Genomic DNA, 15,929 nt, shown 5'->3' with positions numbered 1-15,929 from the left:
TTAAACACCTCGCTTGTAATTATGCCTTGCTTTCCCCTCAAATTGCAAATAATCTGCCAATATCTTCGCCCCCTGCATGACAATCGGCACCCCTCCTCCCGGATGGATAGAAGCACCGACGGCATACAGGTGGTCGACTTGATACGGTTGCAGCTGCGGGCGAAAGACACCCGATTGGAAGAGCGTAGGGGCAATTCCGAAGCTTCCTCCCGCATAAAGCCCCTCCTGCTCTGCCTGTGCCGGAGTACGGACATGGAGCCATTCGATATGCTCCCGCAGATCAGGAAAGCCCCTTTCTTCCATTTGATCGAGCACATGCTCGATCAAATGGTCTTTTCCGCTCCAGTCAACCTCTTCTCCAGAGGGGACCGGAATCAATGTATAAAGGACTCCCTTGCCTGCCGGGGCAAGCGAGTCATCGACCAAGGAGGGATGGAAGGTATAGAACGAAGGATCATCCGGAAGCATTTTGTCCTGAAACACCTGCCTCATGTGCCGGTCGAAATCCCCTGTCATAAAGAACTGGTGAATAGAGTGGTTGGGATAATTTCGATCGAGTCCCATGTACAGTAGTAAACAGCCGGAAGAAGGTGTATATTTACGGTTCAGCCGGTACCGCTCTGGAAGCATTCGATCCATAATCGGAAAATCTCCGTTCATGACAAGCTCATCATAGTAGGCCCGGCCTTCCTTCGTAGCTATGCCCTTCGCCGTTCCACCTTCCACGAGCACTTCTTCCACTGCCGTACCTGTCCGGATCACCACTCCGCGTTTCTGCAGTTCCGCTTGGATGATGTCAACCAGTCGGGCATAACCGCCTTTCATGTACCATATACCGTGTTCATGTTCACTGTATGAAACGAGGGAATACATTGCCGGAGACTGCTCCGGGTGACCGCCGATATAAAGCGTCTGCAGCGTATATGCCTCGATGAGTCGTTCATCATCAAAGTAGCTGCGCATCATTTTCTTTACATTCTGATAGGCTTTCAATTTCATGAGCGTTTTTAAGTTCTTCCTTGAGAAGAACGTTCGCTTCTCTACGAAAGATTTCTCAAGAAACTGGGATTTCCCCTGAAGGAACCTTGTTCTCATATCCGAAAGAAACCGGTCGAAGTGCTTCTCATTACCAGGGAACTTTGCTCGCAGCTCTTCTTTCTGTCTCTCCGGATCGGAGAATTTCACGAAACTCTTGCCGTCCTCAAAATGTACGTCATAAAGCGGGCTGCACGGGATGATCGGTATATCCTCCCTCGGAATCCCACCCTCTTCCAATATATCAAGAAGCATATCAGGGAGAAGAATAATCGTCGGACCTTGATCGATCTTGAACTCTCCATGACGTTCATACGTCAACCGGCCGCCGAGATGGTCATTCTTCTCGAAAATAGTCACCTCCCTGTTCTCTTCGCGGGATAAAAGCAGTGCTGTCACAAGCCCGCCGATACCTCCACCGATAATCGCAGTCTTTGTCATGAAGGCTGCACCTCCGCTTCCCTGATCCAACCGGTTGTAATACGGGCGGACTCTAATATCGTCGGCAGACCGCTTCCTGGATGGGTACCGCCTCCTACAAGCCAACAGTGGTCCAGTTCCTGAAATCGATTGTGAGGGCGGAAATACATCATTTGTGAGAGCTGATGCCCCATGCTGAACGTCGCTCCCTGATGCACATAATGATCCGTCTGCCATTGCTTTGGTGTCAGCACTTTCTCGACAACCACATGCTCCCGAATATCGTGAAATCCTGTTTTCTTCTCTATCTCGTCATAAACGAGTTCTTTAAAAGCTTCCTGTTTGCCGTCCCAGTCAATATCCGAATAATTATTCGGGACCGGTGCCAGAATATAGACGGCTGAATGGCCATCGGGTGCAAGGGTCGGATCCGTAACGCTCGCATTATGGATATAGATGGAAGGCTCATCAGACAACACAAGATCCTTCGTCATCTCCTCTACGTTCTTTTTATAATCATCGGCAAAAAGAATCGTATGATGAGGCATATCGTATTTCTTATCCAGGCCGACATAAATCATGAATGTCGAGCAGGAGAATTTCTTCCGGTCCAATTTGTCTCTGGAATGCTTTTTCAGTGCTCCGTCATCCACAAGGTTGGACATCGCTTCTGCGAAATCCGCATTTATGATGTACTCATCCGCAATCACCGAATCCCCGTTTTCAAGCTCAAGTCCTGTGATTCGTTTGCCGTCTACCGCAATCCTTTTCACTCCACTGTTTAAATGGATCCTGCCGCCGTGTTCTTCCGTCACCTTCGCCATAGCCTTCGTCAATTGATTGACCCCTCCGATCGGATGAAACACTCCCCATTCATGTTCCATATAGGAAAGGATAGAGAAAGCACCTGGACATTCCCAAGGTGACATCCCCAGATATTTCGCCTGGAATGTAAAAGCGATTTTCAGCTTTTCATCTGTAAAGTATTCGGACAACACATCATAGACCGATTTCCCAAGCGATAATTTAGGGAGTGCTTTCAAGGCGCGTCTGCTCGCATAGTCCATCAGACGATGGTGACGTGTCTGTAGAAGAGGCATCATTGCCTGCATCTTTTCACCCGTGTCCTCCATGAAGCGCTCGTATCCTCTCTCATTTCCTGGGAAATAATCACGGATGACAGCGAGCATTTTCTCCCGGTCTCTATACATAGGAACACGCTTACCGTCAAACTGGAGTTCATACATAGGTGAAAGCTCCCGCAGATCCATATAGTCATGGACATTCCGCCCTGACATTTCAAAGATTTCTTCCATGATCTGCGGCATGCTCAAGAACGTCGGCCCGATATCGAATGTATAATCCCCAAGTTGGAAATGCCCGTTCCGCCCTCCTACATAAGCCTGCTTCTCATATACATCGACTTCGTATCCTTGGGACGCAAGGATCATGGCGGATGCAAGGCCACCCGGGCCGGCACCGATCACTGCAATTTTTCTCATAACTTCCACCTTCTCTATCTGTCTTTTAAGTGTACAAGTATTATACAAAAGTTGTACAAAGATATCTAATGAATATGCTTTACCAATATGTTGTAGCTTTTATGTAAAAATAACTATATCCATCATGTACCCTTATTTGATCAGATATAACCCAGGCAGGCGATTACGTTATTATTTCTGTATAAAGAAAGCTATTCCTGCACATGCGGGATAAAATCCTCTATAAAGGAAAGAATACGACCAAGGAGGTCGATTGCATGTATGCCAATCAAAGAATTTCAAGTCCGTATTTCCCTTCCCATTCCACCCACCACCCTCCCCACAACCAATTCAGCAACGAACGACTGAACCATTGGTGTGAAGAAGTGGATCGGTGTGAACATTACGAAGAACAGCGAAAAAATGAACAACATCATAAAAGCAAAATCGCTAAACTGGCAGCTCCGACTTTCACTATTTGATAAAAATGGGTGAATGACTATACACCACCGCCTCCATCTGCATAGGCTACGAATGTAGAAACAGGAGGTGAGCTTATGTACGGAGGCTATTACGGAGGAAGAGGCTGTGGCAACCCATGCTACAGACCACGTGGTTATGGCAATAACTTTGCCTTGATCGTCGTATTGTTCATTCTATTGGTTATCGTCGGAGCAGCATTCTATTGCTAATAAACGGGTAACAAAACGTACCGGCAACCTCGGTCGTTGCAAAACAAAAGCACACAGCGAAAGCTGTGTGCTTTTTATTATCATCCTATAATAACGCGTTCTTTCGGATAGTGGTACTTCCCTTTCGGCTTATCCTCTTTCTTGAACGAGAACAGGAAAGTAAGCAGGCCGATTCTTCCGAGGAACATGAGAAGCATGAGTATACATTTCCCGAACCAGGAAAGACCAGGCGTAATACCGAGGGATAACCCTACCGTACCGAAAGCGGATGTCACTTCAAAGATCAATTCATTCAGACTGAACGGTTCTGTAATGGAAAGAACAAGGACAGCGGTAAAGCAGACGAACAAAGCGACGATCGTTACGACGACGGCCTTGTTCAAATCTTCCGGATGGATTTCGCGACGGAAGATGCGGATGTTATCGCCGCCACGTGCAAAGGTGAGAACGAAAATGACGACCAGCGCGAACGTGGTTGTCCTTATACCGCCTCCTACGCTGCTCGGTGAAGCTCCGATAAACATGAGAGAGGACATGAACAGCTGTGTTTGCTCCGTAAATTGATTAATATCAAGCGTCGCCAGTCCTCCACTACGCGTCGTTACCGATTGGAACAAGGAATAAAAAAGAATCTCGTGCCACGATTTGTCGACAAAGAAGTTTTTGAATTCCAGGAGGAAAATCATGATGGTACCGAATACGACCAATGCCAGGAACGTAAATGTTGTTAATTTTGCAAACAGAGAGAAGCTGATGCTTTGCTCGTCCGTATTATGGAGCAGGTATTGCTTCACTTCAATTAACACCGGAAATCCGATAGCTCCGGAAATGATCAGAATCATATGGATGAATTGAACGAAATAATCGTCTTTATATGGTACAAGGGACTGTCCTGTAATATCAAAACCGCCGTTCGTCATGGCGCTGATTGTTCCGAAGAAACCTTGAAGATACGCTTCCCCAGCATCGTAATACTGCAGATAATACGTACCCAGGATAAGGAAACCGATCAATTCGATGATGAGCACCACAAGGACGATCTGCTTGACGAGCCGGACCATTCCCTGGAACGAAGTCTGGTTCTGGTCCGTCATAATAAGCCGGCGTTCTTTCATCCCTATTTTCTTACCGAGCATCAGCCAGACAAGTGTTCCAAGCGTCATGACACCGATCCCACCGAACTGCAGCACAAGAGCGATGATGAAGTACCCGGTCGTACTGAACGTGTCGGCAATCGGAACAGTCGTAAGGCCTGTAACGCTGACGGCACTGACAGCAGTGAACAATATATCGATAAAGCTGATCGTAACCCCTTCATTGTGAGCGACCGGCAAAGATATCAATATGGATGAAATGGTGACGGCTAATAAGTAGTATAGTGCGATTAGTTGAAATGGCGATAAATCATTCAGCCACAGCAGGCTTTTTCTCCTCACCCACATAGTAAATCTCCTTTAATGTTTCATTTTCTGATTCCTCTTGTGAATCACCATGTCATAGTATAGCAGGATGTTCGATAAATTTCTCCCATCTTTTTAAATCCATTGATTCTAAAGACCTGCCGGCTCTTACTAAAAAAAGCGACGAACGGGCCGGAACCCATTGTCGCCATCGTTATGCTTTCGTTTTCTGCCCGCGCTGTTTAAACGCTTCAAGGAGCGCTTCTCCCTGATATCCCTCGTCAACGAGCTGTTTCAACACCTGCTCGACTTGTTCCAGTCGGCGGTCGATAATCGTACCCATGAAGATGACATTCATAGAATCCCCGATTTTATTAATATCAATCGGCTTTACCATGAAAGCAGCTGGCGTATTGGTCTGCTTTGTTATTTTCGCCTGGATGATGATTTCTTCTTGTCGCTCGTACATGTCTTCAAAGAATTCCTGATAGCTGTGGTCCACATAAGCTTCAATGACCCAGCGCCCGTGATCATCTTCTCGGTTTATGATTAAACCGTCCTGCAGCTTGATCCGTCTCTGTGTAATGTCATCATTCTTCTCTTCCACGATATCTAAAGAAATCAATTTAAAGGTTTTCACGAGAACAACCTCCCCGAAAAAGATTATTATTTATATTATAGAGGACGATGCTGCATGGGGCAAAGAAAGAACAACAATCATCCTCCGATATAGGACATTTCGATTTTATTGTGCTTCATCGGTTTTCCTTCGGCTCTGTCCACAGAATACTGATCGGCCCTTCCTGTCCATATGGATAAGAGGTAATCCGTGATTTGCTGATCCGTAGACCCGTCCCTTAATCGTTCCCGCAGATCAAAACCGGACGTTGCAAAAAGACAAGTATAGAGCTTTCCGTCAGCAGACAGCCGCGCCCTCGTACAACTGGAGCAGAATGCCTCCGTCACGGAAGAGATAATTCCAATTTCCGTGCTGCTGTCTTCATACTTATAGCGGGTGGCTACTTCCCCGAAATAATCCGCATCAAGCGGGATGAGAGGCATTTCTTCGTGAATCCGGTCAATGATCTCCGTCTTCGATACGACAGCATCCATGTTCCACCCATTGTGGTTGCCTACTTCCATGAATTCGATAAAACGCAGGGTGTCGCCGGTACTTTTGAAATATCTTGCCATCGGCAGAATTTGGTCCTCATTCATGCCTTTCTTCACGACCATATTGATCTTGATTGCAAGACCCGCCTCTCTCGCTGCTTCTATTCCATCCAGCACAGGCTTTGTTTTAATGCCCATCCCGTTGGTTCGTTGAAATACCTCATCTTCAACAGCATCCAGACTGATATTCACACGATCAAGCCCGGCCGCTTTCAACCGCTCTGCCTGCTTGGTGAGCAGCACAGCATTCGTTGTCAACGCGATATCCCGGATTCCTTCCACCTCACGGATTCTTTGAATCAACACGTCCAAATCCTTCCTGAGCAGTGGCTCGCCGCCCGTCAGACGTATTTTTTCCACTCCGAACGCAGCAGAAATCCTTACGAGACGGAGGATTTCGTCGAAGCTCAGCAGTTCATCCTTCGGGAGGAAGGCATAATCTTTCCCGAATATTTCTTTCGGCATACAGTAAGTACAGCGGAAGTTGCACCGATCGATGACGGAGATGCGTAAATCCCGGATCGGCCTTCCTAATTGATCAATGATGTTCGGATCGATACGATCACCCCTTCTACTGGAAATGAGGTTGGCTTCCCGGCGACTCCAACAAAATCGCCTGGACAGTATCCCCTTTCTGGTATCCGCGTGTACCGCCTTTCAAGACGATCAGCACGTTTGTATGTGCAAGTGAAGTTACAACAGCCGATTTATCCACTCCTGCAGGATACACGAGAACCCTTCCTTCCTCATAAGCAAGGAAGCCGCGTACAAACCTTGCGAATGGGTTCGGCTTCTTAAAATCTTCTCCCAAAACGGCTTGAATGGAAGGGTGATACGGCTTTTCTCTGCCAAGGAAGGATTGAATCACTGGGTAAGCGAACAATTCAAACCCGACATAGCAGGCGGACGGATTACCGGAAAGTCCATAAAGGAGTGTTCCGTCTTTCACCGCTACCGTTGTCACGCTGCCGGGGCGCATGGCTACTTTATTGAAAAGCACATCGGCTTCCAGTTTTTCATATATGGCCGGCATTAAGTCATAATCCCCTACCGAAACGCCTCCGGTCGTCATTAGAAAATCGAAATCCTTCATCGCACGGGACACAGCCTGATAGCAGACTTCGAATTCATCTGCCAGCTTACCGAGATACACGCCTTCTCCCCCAGCACGTTTAATTTGGCTCAAGACCATTTGGGCATTCGAGTTGCGGATTTTACCCGGCACCAATGCTTCGTCTACTTCCAGCAGCTCCGTACCTGTAGCGAATACACCGATCCGCGGCTTCTTATGTACTCGGATGTCTGAATAGCCGAAAGTAGCAAGGAGTGCCTTCACTCCCGGATTAATCGGTGTCCCTTTCTCCACCAGCACTCTCCCGGATTCTGTTTCTGTTCCTTTTCCTATGACATTCTGGCCGGACTGCATCGGCCGTTTCAACGTTACCCAATCCTTACCGGCTTCTTCATATGTATGACAAATTTCAAACATAGCGACACAATCGGCACCTTCCGGCATTTCTGCTCCGGTCATGATCCGGACGGCTTCCCCCTCCCTGAGGGCTCGCGAAGCGCGGGCACCTGCTCCGATTGTTTCCAATACGTGGAAATTTCCCGGATGATCTTTGGAGAGACCTTCCGTATCACCTGCTTTTAACGCAAATCCATCATACGGGGATTTATCAAATGGCGGAACCGGATGAGTCGCTTCCACATCTACAGCAAGAATTCTTCCGTCACAGGACCCGATGGGAACGATTTCCGAAGGGCCGTTCCATGCGTACTCCATCACACGGGCGACGGCTTCCGGAACGGGGAGTGGTTTTCTATGTAAATACATCGTGCATCTTCCCTTCCCTTTTCTTCCATTGTACCATTTACACATGAGATTACCGAATATTCTCTCTTATTGAGTGAGTGACTTCTTCGTCCATCCGTTTTTTCCCTTTGATGACAGGGTATAAACCTGTACAGACAAAAGGAAAGGGTGAGCAGTGAAAATGGACGCAACCTATAATCTGATTGTAATCGGAAGCGGGGCCGCCGGCAGAAAAGCGGCGACAGAAGCTCAACAATACGGCTGGAAGACCGCGGTCGTTGAAAGCGGCCCACTCGGCGGCACGTGCCCCAACCGGGGATGTGACCCGAAAAGGATATTGTCAGGCATTACAGAAACCTATGATGACGCTCACCGCCTTAAGGACTATGGAATACAGGGGGCATTGTCGTTAGACTGGAATCAGATGAAGAAATTCAAAGATACGTTTACCGTTCCTGTTCCTGCACAAGTAGAACATTCCTTCCGAGAAATCGGCATGGAAGTGTACAAAGGGACAGCGGTATTTATAGACGGATCGACGATTGAAGTCGGGGATTGTGTTCTGAAAGCGGATCACTTCCTTATAGCGACGGGATCGCTTCCTGCGCCGCTTCCGTTTGAAGGGACGGAACATTTACTAACCAGTGATGATTTCTTCGAACAGGAATATCTTCCCGATACTATTGTTTTTGTAGGAGGAGGTCCTGTTTCCTTCGAATTGGCTCATATGTGCAGAAGGATGGGGAGGAACGTTTCCATCTTCCATGACGCCGCGCACGTACTTGAGGAATATGACATAGAAATGACGAACAAACTCGTGGAATTATCCAGGAATATCGGAATTAACGTCCATACGAACGCGCAGGTGACAAACATTACGAGAACAGACCGGGAAGGGTTTATAGTAGAAGCGGAAAAAGACGGTTTAACCCATAAGTTCAACACCGATCTGGTCATCCACGGCGGCGGAAGAGTTCCAAATATTCAATCCCTTCATCTTGAGCGTGCCGGTATAGACCCTACGGACAAAGGTATTCCTGTCGATGCTAACTTTAAATCCGCATCCGACTCATCTATCTATGCAGCTGGAGATGCGGCCGACAGCGGGCTTCCTCCACTGACACCAGCCGCATCTCTCGGCGCATCGAGAGCCCTTTCCCATATGCTTGAGGACAAAGACCATTCCGCCTTTGATCCAGTCATTCCATCCGTCGTTTTCACCTATCCCAAACTTGCGAAAACGGGCCTTAGTCAGCAGGAAGCGGAGGAGCAAGGAGTACCCTACGAAATCCTGTCGAAGGAAATCACCCCGTTCTTTTCTTATCAAAGGACACGATCGACAGGTGCTTTCATTAAGGTACTTACAAGTCCCGGGACGGATGAAATCCTTGGAGCACACCTCTTGAGCGATCATGCGGATCATCTTATTAACCTGTTCACCGTCGCCATCAAGAAAAACATGACAAAGCAGGAATTGTCACAAATCTTATGGGCATACCCCTCAGAAGAAAGTGACATTCCAAGCTTTTTTCAATAACTAAACCGGACGCCCCTACGAAGGGCGTCCGGTTTTTAATGTGGTTTATTTGCTCTGCTTTTCTCGTTTGCCTTCTGCTTTCTCTGCATGCTTGCGCTTATTACGTTCGTTGATTTTCTTGTTTCCCTGGGCCATTTGTTATCCCTCCCTCTTTTTAAGTATTCACCTCCATCCATCCTTTATTGCTGGAAACAAAAGAAAGTCTCTGCCCGATTTAGAGCAGAGACTTTCTTTTTATATACTGGTGTGCTTCAATTTTGCATCGTTGATTTTATTTTCAATCACGCGTTTGCGTTCGATCGATTTGTCGATGGAAGCCGCATCCCGCCGCTGAATGAAAATCGCAAAAATCAAAAAGTTGATTCTCATGCCGGTACCTCCTTCCGTGCCTATGAGAGCTAATCCGTATCCTTCTCCCCGTTATACCAATCCATAAATGCCATCCTCATGAGTGCCATCATAGTTTCCTACCTCCTTGTGTTTGTTTTACATGTAATGGATAAAGGATGATTTACGGTCCAGCCATTGATCTTTCACTGTTGGATGATAGCCAGGCAGCTGTTGGTATTTCTTCCGCTTGTTCTTAACAACGGTAACTTTGAAGATAAGAAAATTCATCGTCACGGGTAACACTCCTTTCATGAGAGTAATTTTATATCAAAAGAGTAAATTTACTCTTTGATAGCATAATAAAAAGCCGCAGGTGGCCTGCAGCTTCTTTAAAACGGATTTCTCCACTAAAAAAGCCACAGGAATACATTATGCATCACCTGCGGCTCCTATGAGTGCTATTTCGCAATTTGGTCAATAAGCTCAGAAGTTGGTTCCTGCGCAGGTCGATAATATGAAGTTGGCTGAAGTTTGAATCATGTTATATGCCATTGTAGTCGACCTCGCTTTCTGAGAAATTTTGTTTACACTGGAAAGTATATAGGACTATTTTCCAAAAGTAAAGCACTTTTCACTAAATTTTCAAAATAATAGCTTGACAGACAGAGCATACCTTATCCAGCCATCTCACCTTCGACCTTTTTGTCCAATTCATGAAGAAGCTGAACAGCCATACTTTTATCCATTTCTTTGTAATGATGGAGCCCCATCGGCTGTTCATCTTTCTCGTCTGCTTTCCTAACCACTTCCTGCAGATCCGTTCGTTTTCCATCCAACCCGAAAGGAAGATAGCTGTCCGTATGGAGAAGAACCGCGAGAGACACTTCCTTGGCACGAAGGCGGTCTTCTCCAAGCCTGATCAAAAGCTTATGGGCCCGCTCCGCTCCTTTTATAGCATGAATATCGTGCTTGCGATACTCATCGTAATCCCACTTCCCGTCCCTGTACCATTCATAATGCCCCATGTCATGAAGAAGCGCGGATTTCGTGGCAAGGTCAGGGTCGACACCTGCCTCCACCGCCATATCATAGGCATACCCGGCTACGGTGACCGCGTGGTTGATACCTGACCGCTGCAAATACTTTTGTGTAATGCGATGTTTGAATACATCCACTAATGTCACTCGTTTCATACGATCACCTCCAATTTTTTTAGAAATCATACCACGTTCTCCGAATACCGACAAGCAAATCCATGTTTACCTTTCCCCTTCTGTAGGAAAATAGAAACAAGGAGGTAGGCACATGACATTCCATAATGAATTAGTAATGATTACGGGAGCTGCGAACGGCATCGGAAAAGGCCTTTCGTTATACTATGCAGAAAAAGGTGCGCAGGTTATAGCGCTGGATGTCGATGAGGAGGCGGGAAAAAAGCTTTCGGATGAAAATCCAGCCATCCATTTCCTTGTCTGCGACGTGCGTGATCCATCCGCTATCAAGAAAATCCACGAAGATGTAAAAAAACGTTTCGGAACGATAACGATCTTGATTAACAATGCGGGCGTCAGCCGCTTTCAATCCCTTTTCGATATCGACGCAGAAGGGTTTGATGATGTGATTCACACCAACTTGAGAAGCTGTTTCCTCATGTCGAAATATGCAGCAGAATTGTGGAGAGAGACGGGAACCAAGGGCCGAATCGTTCATATCGCTTCCACCCGGGCATTCATGAGTGAACCGGACTCGGAAGCCTATGCAGCCAGTAAAGGCGGAATTTATGCATTGACCCATGCCCTGGCTGCATCCTTAAGTCCTTATCAAATCAGAGTAAACGCCGTAAGCCCCGGGTGGATCCATACAGGAGACGCAGAAGACCTGAGGGACATCGACCATCAACAGCATCTTTCCGGGCGCGCCGGTAACGTCAGAGACGTAGCCAAAGCCTGTGCATACCTGACAGACCCTGATAACCACTTCGTAAATGGAGAAAATATTGTCCTTGACGGCGGGATGACACGGAAGATGATCTACGAGCACTGAATCCGGTCAGGTTTATATGATCCGGGAGGCGGGTAGTTTCTATACAACTATACTATTTCGGAGGTGACTGCCGGTGAGTGAACTGTCCTCTTACCAAGTCCAACTGCGCCAACCATTAGAAACGAACCAAATCGTGAAACTATATAAACTGATTTCCCGCGGCGGTTGTGATTTATACTTACACCAGAACCAACTGATTACGGACGCCAAGCATCTGCCAAAGCTCCTTTCCTTCTTCCTTTGCATGAAGATGGAGGAACCACTCGTCCTCATCATCGGCGGCGAGCGCTGTGCAGAAATTTATACAGACATAGAAAACTTATGGGCTGCTAACGGTGCCGTCAGCACACCGCGCCAACAGTACAGCGAAGCAGCTCTTAAAAATGTAAGCTCTGTATTCGTGTAATCCAAAGAACCCGCACCTGAGAATCAGGATGCGGGTTCTTTCTGTTGGCGGGTCTGCTTTTTTTTGAAATAATTCCAGTGAAATTGAACGAATCCTACAGCTATGATTCCCGCGAAAAAAAGGAAAATATTGCTGTAGATCGCCGTGTCCCCTTGAAAACCGATTCCGTGGAGCGGTGAGACAGGTTCATAAAGATCCAAAGCCTTCCCGATCAAAGCACCGCTTAAAGCACCGGAGATAAAATTGATCAGGTTGAAGACTCCCATCCCCACTCCCGTCTCCTTGTCATCGAGTATATTGGCAAGTATGTCGGCGGACGAGGCCTGAACAAGCGGGAAACTCATGTAGGCGACAATCATGGCTGCCCCGACAACATAAGGATGGGCTCCGACGATGAATGACAGCAGGAGAAAACCTGAGATCAGCAGTATCATCGCAGTATATAGAACAAACGTATTTCCTTTCGTATCGACAAGACTGCCCCCCTTCTGCCCCATAAGCGCTGCACTGACGGCTCCGGGAAACAGGACGAGGCCGATCATCATCGTCTCCATTTGATAAGCGTCCCGGAACATGATTGGAAGCATGAACATCATTCCGAATAAACAGAGCACGGCAAGAAAGCTTGTAATGATCGTCGTTCTGTAAGGAACATCCTTGAACAAGTGCGTCGGAATGAACGGCTCGGCAATTGTCCGCATCCGCCACACGTTTAAGGCGAGGAACAGGCCGGAAGCGACAAAAAGCAAGGGCATATCAAGTGTGATACCTATTAATAGGGTAGATATGAATCCTGCAATCAAGGCGGCACCAATGAAATCGATATACCCCTTTTTCGCTTCTTCCTGAGGAAGGTTCTTCCTTAAGAAGGGCAGCGTGACAATAATGGCTGCAGAGGTCAGGAACAAATACCTCCAGTCTAAGAAGCCTGCGATAAAACCGCCTGCTATCGGTCCGATACCGGAAGCGAATGCCATGACGGATGCAACAATCCCAAGCACCCGACCACGCTCATGCTTGAAATATTTCAAAGGGGCAAGGAATACGAGGGCCGGAATCATGGCGCCACCCAAAGCCTGGAGCACTCTTGCCGCCAAGACCATGGCATAGTTCTGAGCGAAGAAACCAAACAACGATGAAGCGCTGAATATGATCAATCCGTACGTAATCAATGTCCTGTAAGGATAAAAGTCAGCCAGTTTCCCATATGTCAAAGCTCCGATAGCGTATACCATAATGTATCCTGTCATCACCCAGCTGACTTCCGACGGCATCAAATGATAAGTCTCTGCAATGTCAGGAACGGCAATATTAAACATCGTACCGTTCATAACGGACATCATCATGACCGCACATAAAGAAATTAACAGCCCGCGCGGATTTTTCACACGTTGGTCCACATGTCTTACCTCCCTTTCTTTCGAGTATCGAAATGAATCATACAGCACTTCACAAGAGAAAGCAACAAGAGTATACACAACCACTTAAAAAAGTCGGAATATTTAGATATAATGAAAGCAGTAATAGGATAAGGAGGGTTGCTTCATGTACGATGTCGCCATTATCGGCGGTGGCCCGGCAGGCGCAAGTGCCGGACTTTTCACCGCCAAAGCAGGCAAGAAGACAGTCGTATTCGATCACGGAAAAAGCATAACGAAGATGGCCTGGGTGGAAAATCATTACGGAGTGGACGGAATCAAAGGGCCGGACCTCTTGAAACAGGGACAGGCCCAGGCAGCGAAGTTCGGAGCAGAGATTGTATCGGAAACCGTAAACGGAATTGTCACTAAAGGCGAAGCACATGAGATTCAAACCGAAACCCGCTCCTACGAAGTCGAACACATCATCTTTGCAACTGGCATGTCCGTCAAGGCAGCGGAAAATCTTGGCGTAGACATTATAAAAGGCACCGAGCCCCGGGTCGCAAAAATAATCCAAACAGACGAAAACGGGCACACATCGATGCCTAAAGTTTGGGCGGCAGGGACCGCAGCAGGCGCAAGTGTCCATACCATCATCACTGCAGGAGATGGAGCAAAAGTAGCGGTCAACGTTATCAGCGCCCTGAATGGAAAGCGCTACGTCGACCATGATGTATTGGAATAAAAGTGCGGATAACGGGAGCAGCCCGTCATCCATTTGCTTTATTTGCTTAGACCTGTCACACTTGTAACGTAATGTTTTATGGGAAAGTGCAGGTGAAAATAATGATTGAAGTACGTACATCCCGTTTCGAGGATGAGGAGTTGAACAGAGGAATGTTTGCAACCCGCGACATTGCCAAAGACGAACTGATCCACGAAGCGCCCGTCATCCCCTACCCCAACAGCGAACACGTGCATATTGAAAAGACGCGTCTTGCCGACTATGCCTTTGAATACGGGGAGAACCATACCGCCTTTTTGCTCGGTTATGGAATGATGTTCAATCACTCCTACGAACCGAATGCCAATTATAAAATTAACTTCGAGCAGCATACGTTCGATTTCTATGCTTATAAGGACATTAAACAAGGAGAAGAAGTGTTCATCAACTATAATGGTTTCGTAGATGAGCAGGAGCTTCTATGGTTTGACAAAGAAGAAGAATAAGAAAAAGGCCGGGGACACGTGACCCCGGCCTTTTTTTGAAAGCATTAATCAAACCATCCTTTGTTACGGAACCAGATGTACATCCCTACCGCAACGCTGATCATGATGATCCAAACAACCAGATAACCGTATGTGGTACTTAATTCCGGCATGTTTGAGAAGTTCATCCCATACACGCCTACGATAAAGGTCAGCGGCATGAAGATGACCGAAATAACCGTAAGGATCTGCATCGTCCGGTTCGTTTCATGGGAGTTTAAGGATAAATAACTGTCCCGGATATCCTGCGTCATCTCCCTGTTGGAAGCGATCATGTCCGCCACTTTGACCAAATGATCGTGGATATCAGCAAAGTATTCCCTCCGGTCAAAAACCCCGTCCAAATGGTGGGAGTTCAAAATACGATACAGTAAGTCGCGCATCGGATGTACCGTTTGACGCAGCGTCAAAAGTTCCCCTCTGCGATCAAACAGCTCCTCCAGCAACCGCTCCATGGAAAGGTTCTTCGTATTGTCCTCGATATCATTGATGTGATCCTCAATCTTATAGATGATCGGGAAATAATTGTCTACGACCTTATCGAGAATCTGGTGGAACACGAAATATTCATCGACCTCTTGGTAATCTTTTACGCGTCGGACCATCCGTTTCGCCTGTTCAAGCGGATCGTTTTTCTCTTTATGAAAGGTTACGATCGAGCAGTCACCAAGGAAGATATCGATCTCCTTCTTCTCAAGCTCCATTCGACTGACCGAGTGGATGACAAAAAAAGTATGGTCGTCGTAATAATCCAGCTTCGGTCGCTGCAACCCTTGCAGACAGTCTTCGATGGCGAGCGGATGGAAATGGAATTCCGTTTCCAGCATCCCGATTTCTTCCTTCGTCGGCTCTTCGAAATCCACCCAGTACCAGTCCCAAGTCTCAGACCGCAGCTCCTGCATCGGTATTCCTTCCTGCATCCCCTTCTCTTTGGAGTAAGCCATAATGTTTATCATTGCTATCACC

Annotated in this window: 18 protein-coding genes; 7 read left to right on the top strand and 11 right to left on the bottom strand. The window is 47.1% G+C overall.

Features of this window, described 5'->3' with window-relative positions:
* Together AXG56_RS03355 and AXG56_RS03350 are read right to left on the bottom strand one after the other, a co-directional pair.
* A complete protein-coding gene (locus AXG56_RS03355) occupies positions 1-1,476 on the bottom strand; it encodes an NAD(P)/FAD-dependent oxidoreductase (protein WP_062513278.1) in 1,476 nt (491 codons plus the stop codon).
* On the bottom strand, positions 1,473-2,957 hold the full coding sequence (locus tag AXG56_RS03350; RefSeq protein WP_008639928.1) for an NAD(P)/FAD-dependent oxidoreductase: 1,485 nt from the start codon (positions 2,955-2,957) through the stop codon (positions 1,473-1,475). The genes AXG56_RS03355 and AXG56_RS03350 overlap by 4 nt, the downstream gene beginning before the upstream one ends.
* A gap of 257 nt (positions 2,958-3,214) precedes the next feature.
* Here AXG56_RS03350 and AXG56_RS03345 point away from each other — a divergent pair, with 257 nt between their 5' ends.
* A complete protein-coding gene (locus AXG56_RS03345; protein WP_008639930.1) occupies positions 3,215-3,418 on the top strand; it encodes a hypothetical protein in 204 nt (67 codons plus the stop codon).
* Positions 3,419-3,493: 75 nt separating this feature from the next.
* Positions 3,494-3,628, top strand: a complete 135-nt coding sequence (locus AXG56_RS19060) for a YjcZ family sporulation protein (protein WP_008639932.1) — start codon at positions 3,494-3,496, stop codon at positions 3,626-3,628.
* An 80-nt stretch (positions 3,629-3,708) separates the two neighbouring features.
* Here the strand turns inward: AXG56_RS19060 and AXG56_RS03340 are convergent, their stop codons facing one another.
* From AXG56_RS03340 to glp, 4 genes are all read right to left on the bottom strand, one after another.
* Complete coding sequence (locus tag AXG56_RS03340) at positions 3,709-5,070, bottom strand: TrkH family potassium uptake protein (protein WP_008639934.1); 1,362 nt, start codon at positions 5,068-5,070, stop codon at positions 3,709-3,711.
* A gap of 172 nt (positions 5,071-5,242) precedes the next feature.
* Entirely contained in the window at positions 5,243-5,668 is a 426-nt protein-coding gene (locus tag AXG56_RS03335; RefSeq protein ID WP_008639936.1) for a YwpF-like family protein, read from the bottom strand.
* A 77-nt stretch (positions 5,669-5,745) separates the two neighbouring features.
* Positions 5,746-6,759 carry a GTP 3',8-cyclase MoaA gene (gene moaA, locus AXG56_RS03330; RefSeq protein ID WP_153017404.1) on the bottom strand — a complete coding sequence of 338 codons (1,014 nt, stop codon included), beginning with the start codon at positions 6,757-6,759 and terminating at the stop codon, positions 5,746-5,748.
* Between the two features lie 13 nt (positions 6,760-6,772).
* Positions 6,773-8,038, bottom strand: a complete 1,266-nt coding sequence (gene glp / locus AXG56_RS03325) for a gephyrin-like molybdotransferase Glp (RefSeq protein WP_062513274.1) — start codon at positions 8,036-8,038, stop codon at positions 6,773-6,775.
* A 160-nt stretch (positions 8,039-8,198) separates the two neighbouring features.
* On the opposite strand from glp, the gene AXG56_RS03320 reads away from it, so the two are divergent.
* Positions 8,199-9,554, top strand: coding sequence for an NAD(P)/FAD-dependent oxidoreductase (locus AXG56_RS03320; protein ID WP_064503484.1), 1,356 nt, complete (start codon positions 8,199-8,201; stop codon positions 9,552-9,554).
* A gap of 234 nt (positions 9,555-9,788) precedes the next feature.
* On the opposite strand, the gene AXG56_RS19820 is transcribed toward AXG56_RS03320, so the two are convergent.
* From AXG56_RS19820 to AXG56_RS03315, 3 genes are all read right to left on the bottom strand, one after another.
* Positions 9,789-9,923, bottom strand: a complete 135-nt coding sequence (locus AXG56_RS19820) for a hypothetical protein (RefSeq protein WP_008639943.1) — start codon at positions 9,921-9,923, stop codon at positions 9,789-9,791.
* Between the two features lie 117 nt (positions 9,924-10,040).
* Positions 10,041-10,178, bottom strand: a complete 138-nt coding sequence (locus AXG56_RS19380; protein ID WP_161484895.1) for a hypothetical protein — start codon at positions 10,176-10,178, stop codon at positions 10,041-10,043.
* A 380-nt stretch (positions 10,179-10,558) separates the two neighbouring features.
* A complete protein-coding gene (locus tag AXG56_RS03315; RefSeq protein ID WP_062513270.1) occupies positions 10,559-11,077 on the bottom strand; it encodes an HD domain-containing protein in 519 nt (172 codons plus the stop codon).
* Between the two features lie 112 nt (positions 11,078-11,189).
* On the opposite strand from AXG56_RS03315, the gene AXG56_RS03310 reads away from it, so the two are divergent.
* A complete protein-coding gene (locus tag AXG56_RS03310; RefSeq protein ID WP_026577561.1) occupies positions 11,190-11,927 on the top strand; it encodes an SDR family NAD(P)-dependent oxidoreductase in 738 nt (245 codons plus the stop codon).
* Positions 11,928-12,000: 73 nt separating this feature from the next.
* On the top strand, positions 12,001-12,333 hold the full coding sequence (locus AXG56_RS03305) for a hypothetical protein (protein ID WP_062513268.1): 333 nt from the start codon (positions 12,001-12,003) through the stop codon (positions 12,331-12,333).
* A 23-nt stretch (positions 12,334-12,356) separates the two neighbouring features.
* On the opposite strand, the gene AXG56_RS03300 is transcribed toward AXG56_RS03305, so the two are convergent.
* On the bottom strand, positions 12,357-13,733 hold the full coding sequence (locus tag AXG56_RS03300; protein ID WP_008638378.1) for an MFS transporter: 1,377 nt from the start codon (positions 13,731-13,733) through the stop codon (positions 12,357-12,359).
* Positions 13,734-13,878: 145 nt separating this feature from the next.
* Between AXG56_RS03300 and AXG56_RS03295 the strand changes: the two genes are divergently transcribed.
* Both AXG56_RS03295 and AXG56_RS03290 read left to right on the top strand, forming a co-directional pair.
* Complete coding sequence (locus tag AXG56_RS03295; RefSeq protein WP_008638379.1) at positions 13,879-14,439, top strand: FAD-dependent oxidoreductase; 561 nt, start codon at positions 13,879-13,881, stop codon at positions 14,437-14,439.
* Between the two features lie 101 nt (positions 14,440-14,540).
* Positions 14,541-14,924, top strand: a complete 384-nt coding sequence (locus tag AXG56_RS03290; protein ID WP_008638380.1) for an SET domain-containing protein — start codon at positions 14,541-14,543, stop codon at positions 14,922-14,924.
* A 44-nt stretch (positions 14,925-14,968) separates the two neighbouring features.
* On the opposite strand, the gene corA is transcribed toward AXG56_RS03290, so the two are convergent.
* Positions 14,969-15,919, bottom strand: coding sequence for a magnesium/cobalt transporter CorA (corA, locus tag AXG56_RS03285; protein WP_026577563.1), 951 nt, complete (start codon positions 15,917-15,919; stop codon positions 14,969-14,971).
* Positions 15,920-15,929: the final 10 nt, after the last annotated feature.

Origin of the sequence: Halobacillus sp. KGW1, assembly GCF_001592845.1 — a bacterium.
Taxonomy (GTDB): Bacteria; Bacillota; Bacilli; order Bacillales; family Halobacillaceae; genus Halobacillus.
This window is presented reverse-complemented; position numbering and strand designations above follow the sequence as displayed.

Excerpts from the sequence above, each read along its gene's own strand:
- AXG56_RS03355 (WP_062513278.1), bottom strand. The coding sequence starts at position 1,476 with ATGACAAAGACTGCGATTATCGGTGGAGGTATCGGCGGGCTTGTGACA.
- AXG56_RS03350 (WP_008639928.1), bottom strand. The coding sequence starts at position 2,957 with ATGAGAAAAATTGCAGTGATCGGTGCCGGCCCGGGTGGCCTTGCATCC.
- AXG56_RS03345 (WP_008639930.1), top strand. The coding sequence starts at position 3,215 with ATGTATGCCAATCAAAGAATTTCAAGTCCGTATTTCCCTTCCCATTCC.
- AXG56_RS19060 (WP_008639932.1), top strand. The coding sequence starts at position 3,494 with ATGTACGGAGGCTATTACGGAGGAAGAGGCTGTGGCAACCCATGCTAC.
- AXG56_RS03340 (WP_008639934.1), bottom strand. The coding sequence starts at position 5,070 with ATGTGGGTGAGGAGAAAAAGCCTGCTGTGGCTGAATGATTTATCGCCA.
- glp (WP_062513274.1), bottom strand. The coding sequence starts at position 8,038 with ATGTATTTACATAGAAAACCACTCCCCGTTCCGGAAGCCGTCGCCCGT.
- AXG56_RS03320 (WP_064503484.1), top strand. The coding sequence starts at position 8,199 with ATGGACGCAACCTATAATCTGATTGTAATCGGAAGCGGGGCCGCCGGC.
- AXG56_RS19820 (WP_008639943.1), bottom strand. The coding sequence starts at position 9,923 with ATGAGAATCAACTTTTTGATTTTTGCGATTTTCATTCAGCGGCGGGAT.
- AXG56_RS03315 (WP_062513270.1), bottom strand. The coding sequence starts at position 11,077 with ATGAAACGAGTGACATTAGTGGATGTATTCAAACATCGCATTACACAA.
- AXG56_RS03310 (WP_026577561.1), top strand. The coding sequence starts at position 11,190 with ATGACATTCCATAATGAATTAGTAATGATTACGGGAGCTGCGAACGGC.
- AXG56_RS03295 (WP_008638379.1), top strand. The coding sequence starts at position 13,879 with ATGTACGATGTCGCCATTATCGGCGGTGGCCCGGCAGGCGCAAGTGCC.
- AXG56_RS03290 (WP_008638380.1), top strand. The coding sequence starts at position 14,541 with ATGATTGAAGTACGTACATCCCGTTTCGAGGATGAGGAGTTGAACAGA.
- corA (WP_026577563.1), bottom strand. The coding sequence starts at position 15,919 with ATGATAAACATTATGGCTTACTCCAAAGAGAAGGGGATGCAGGAAGGA.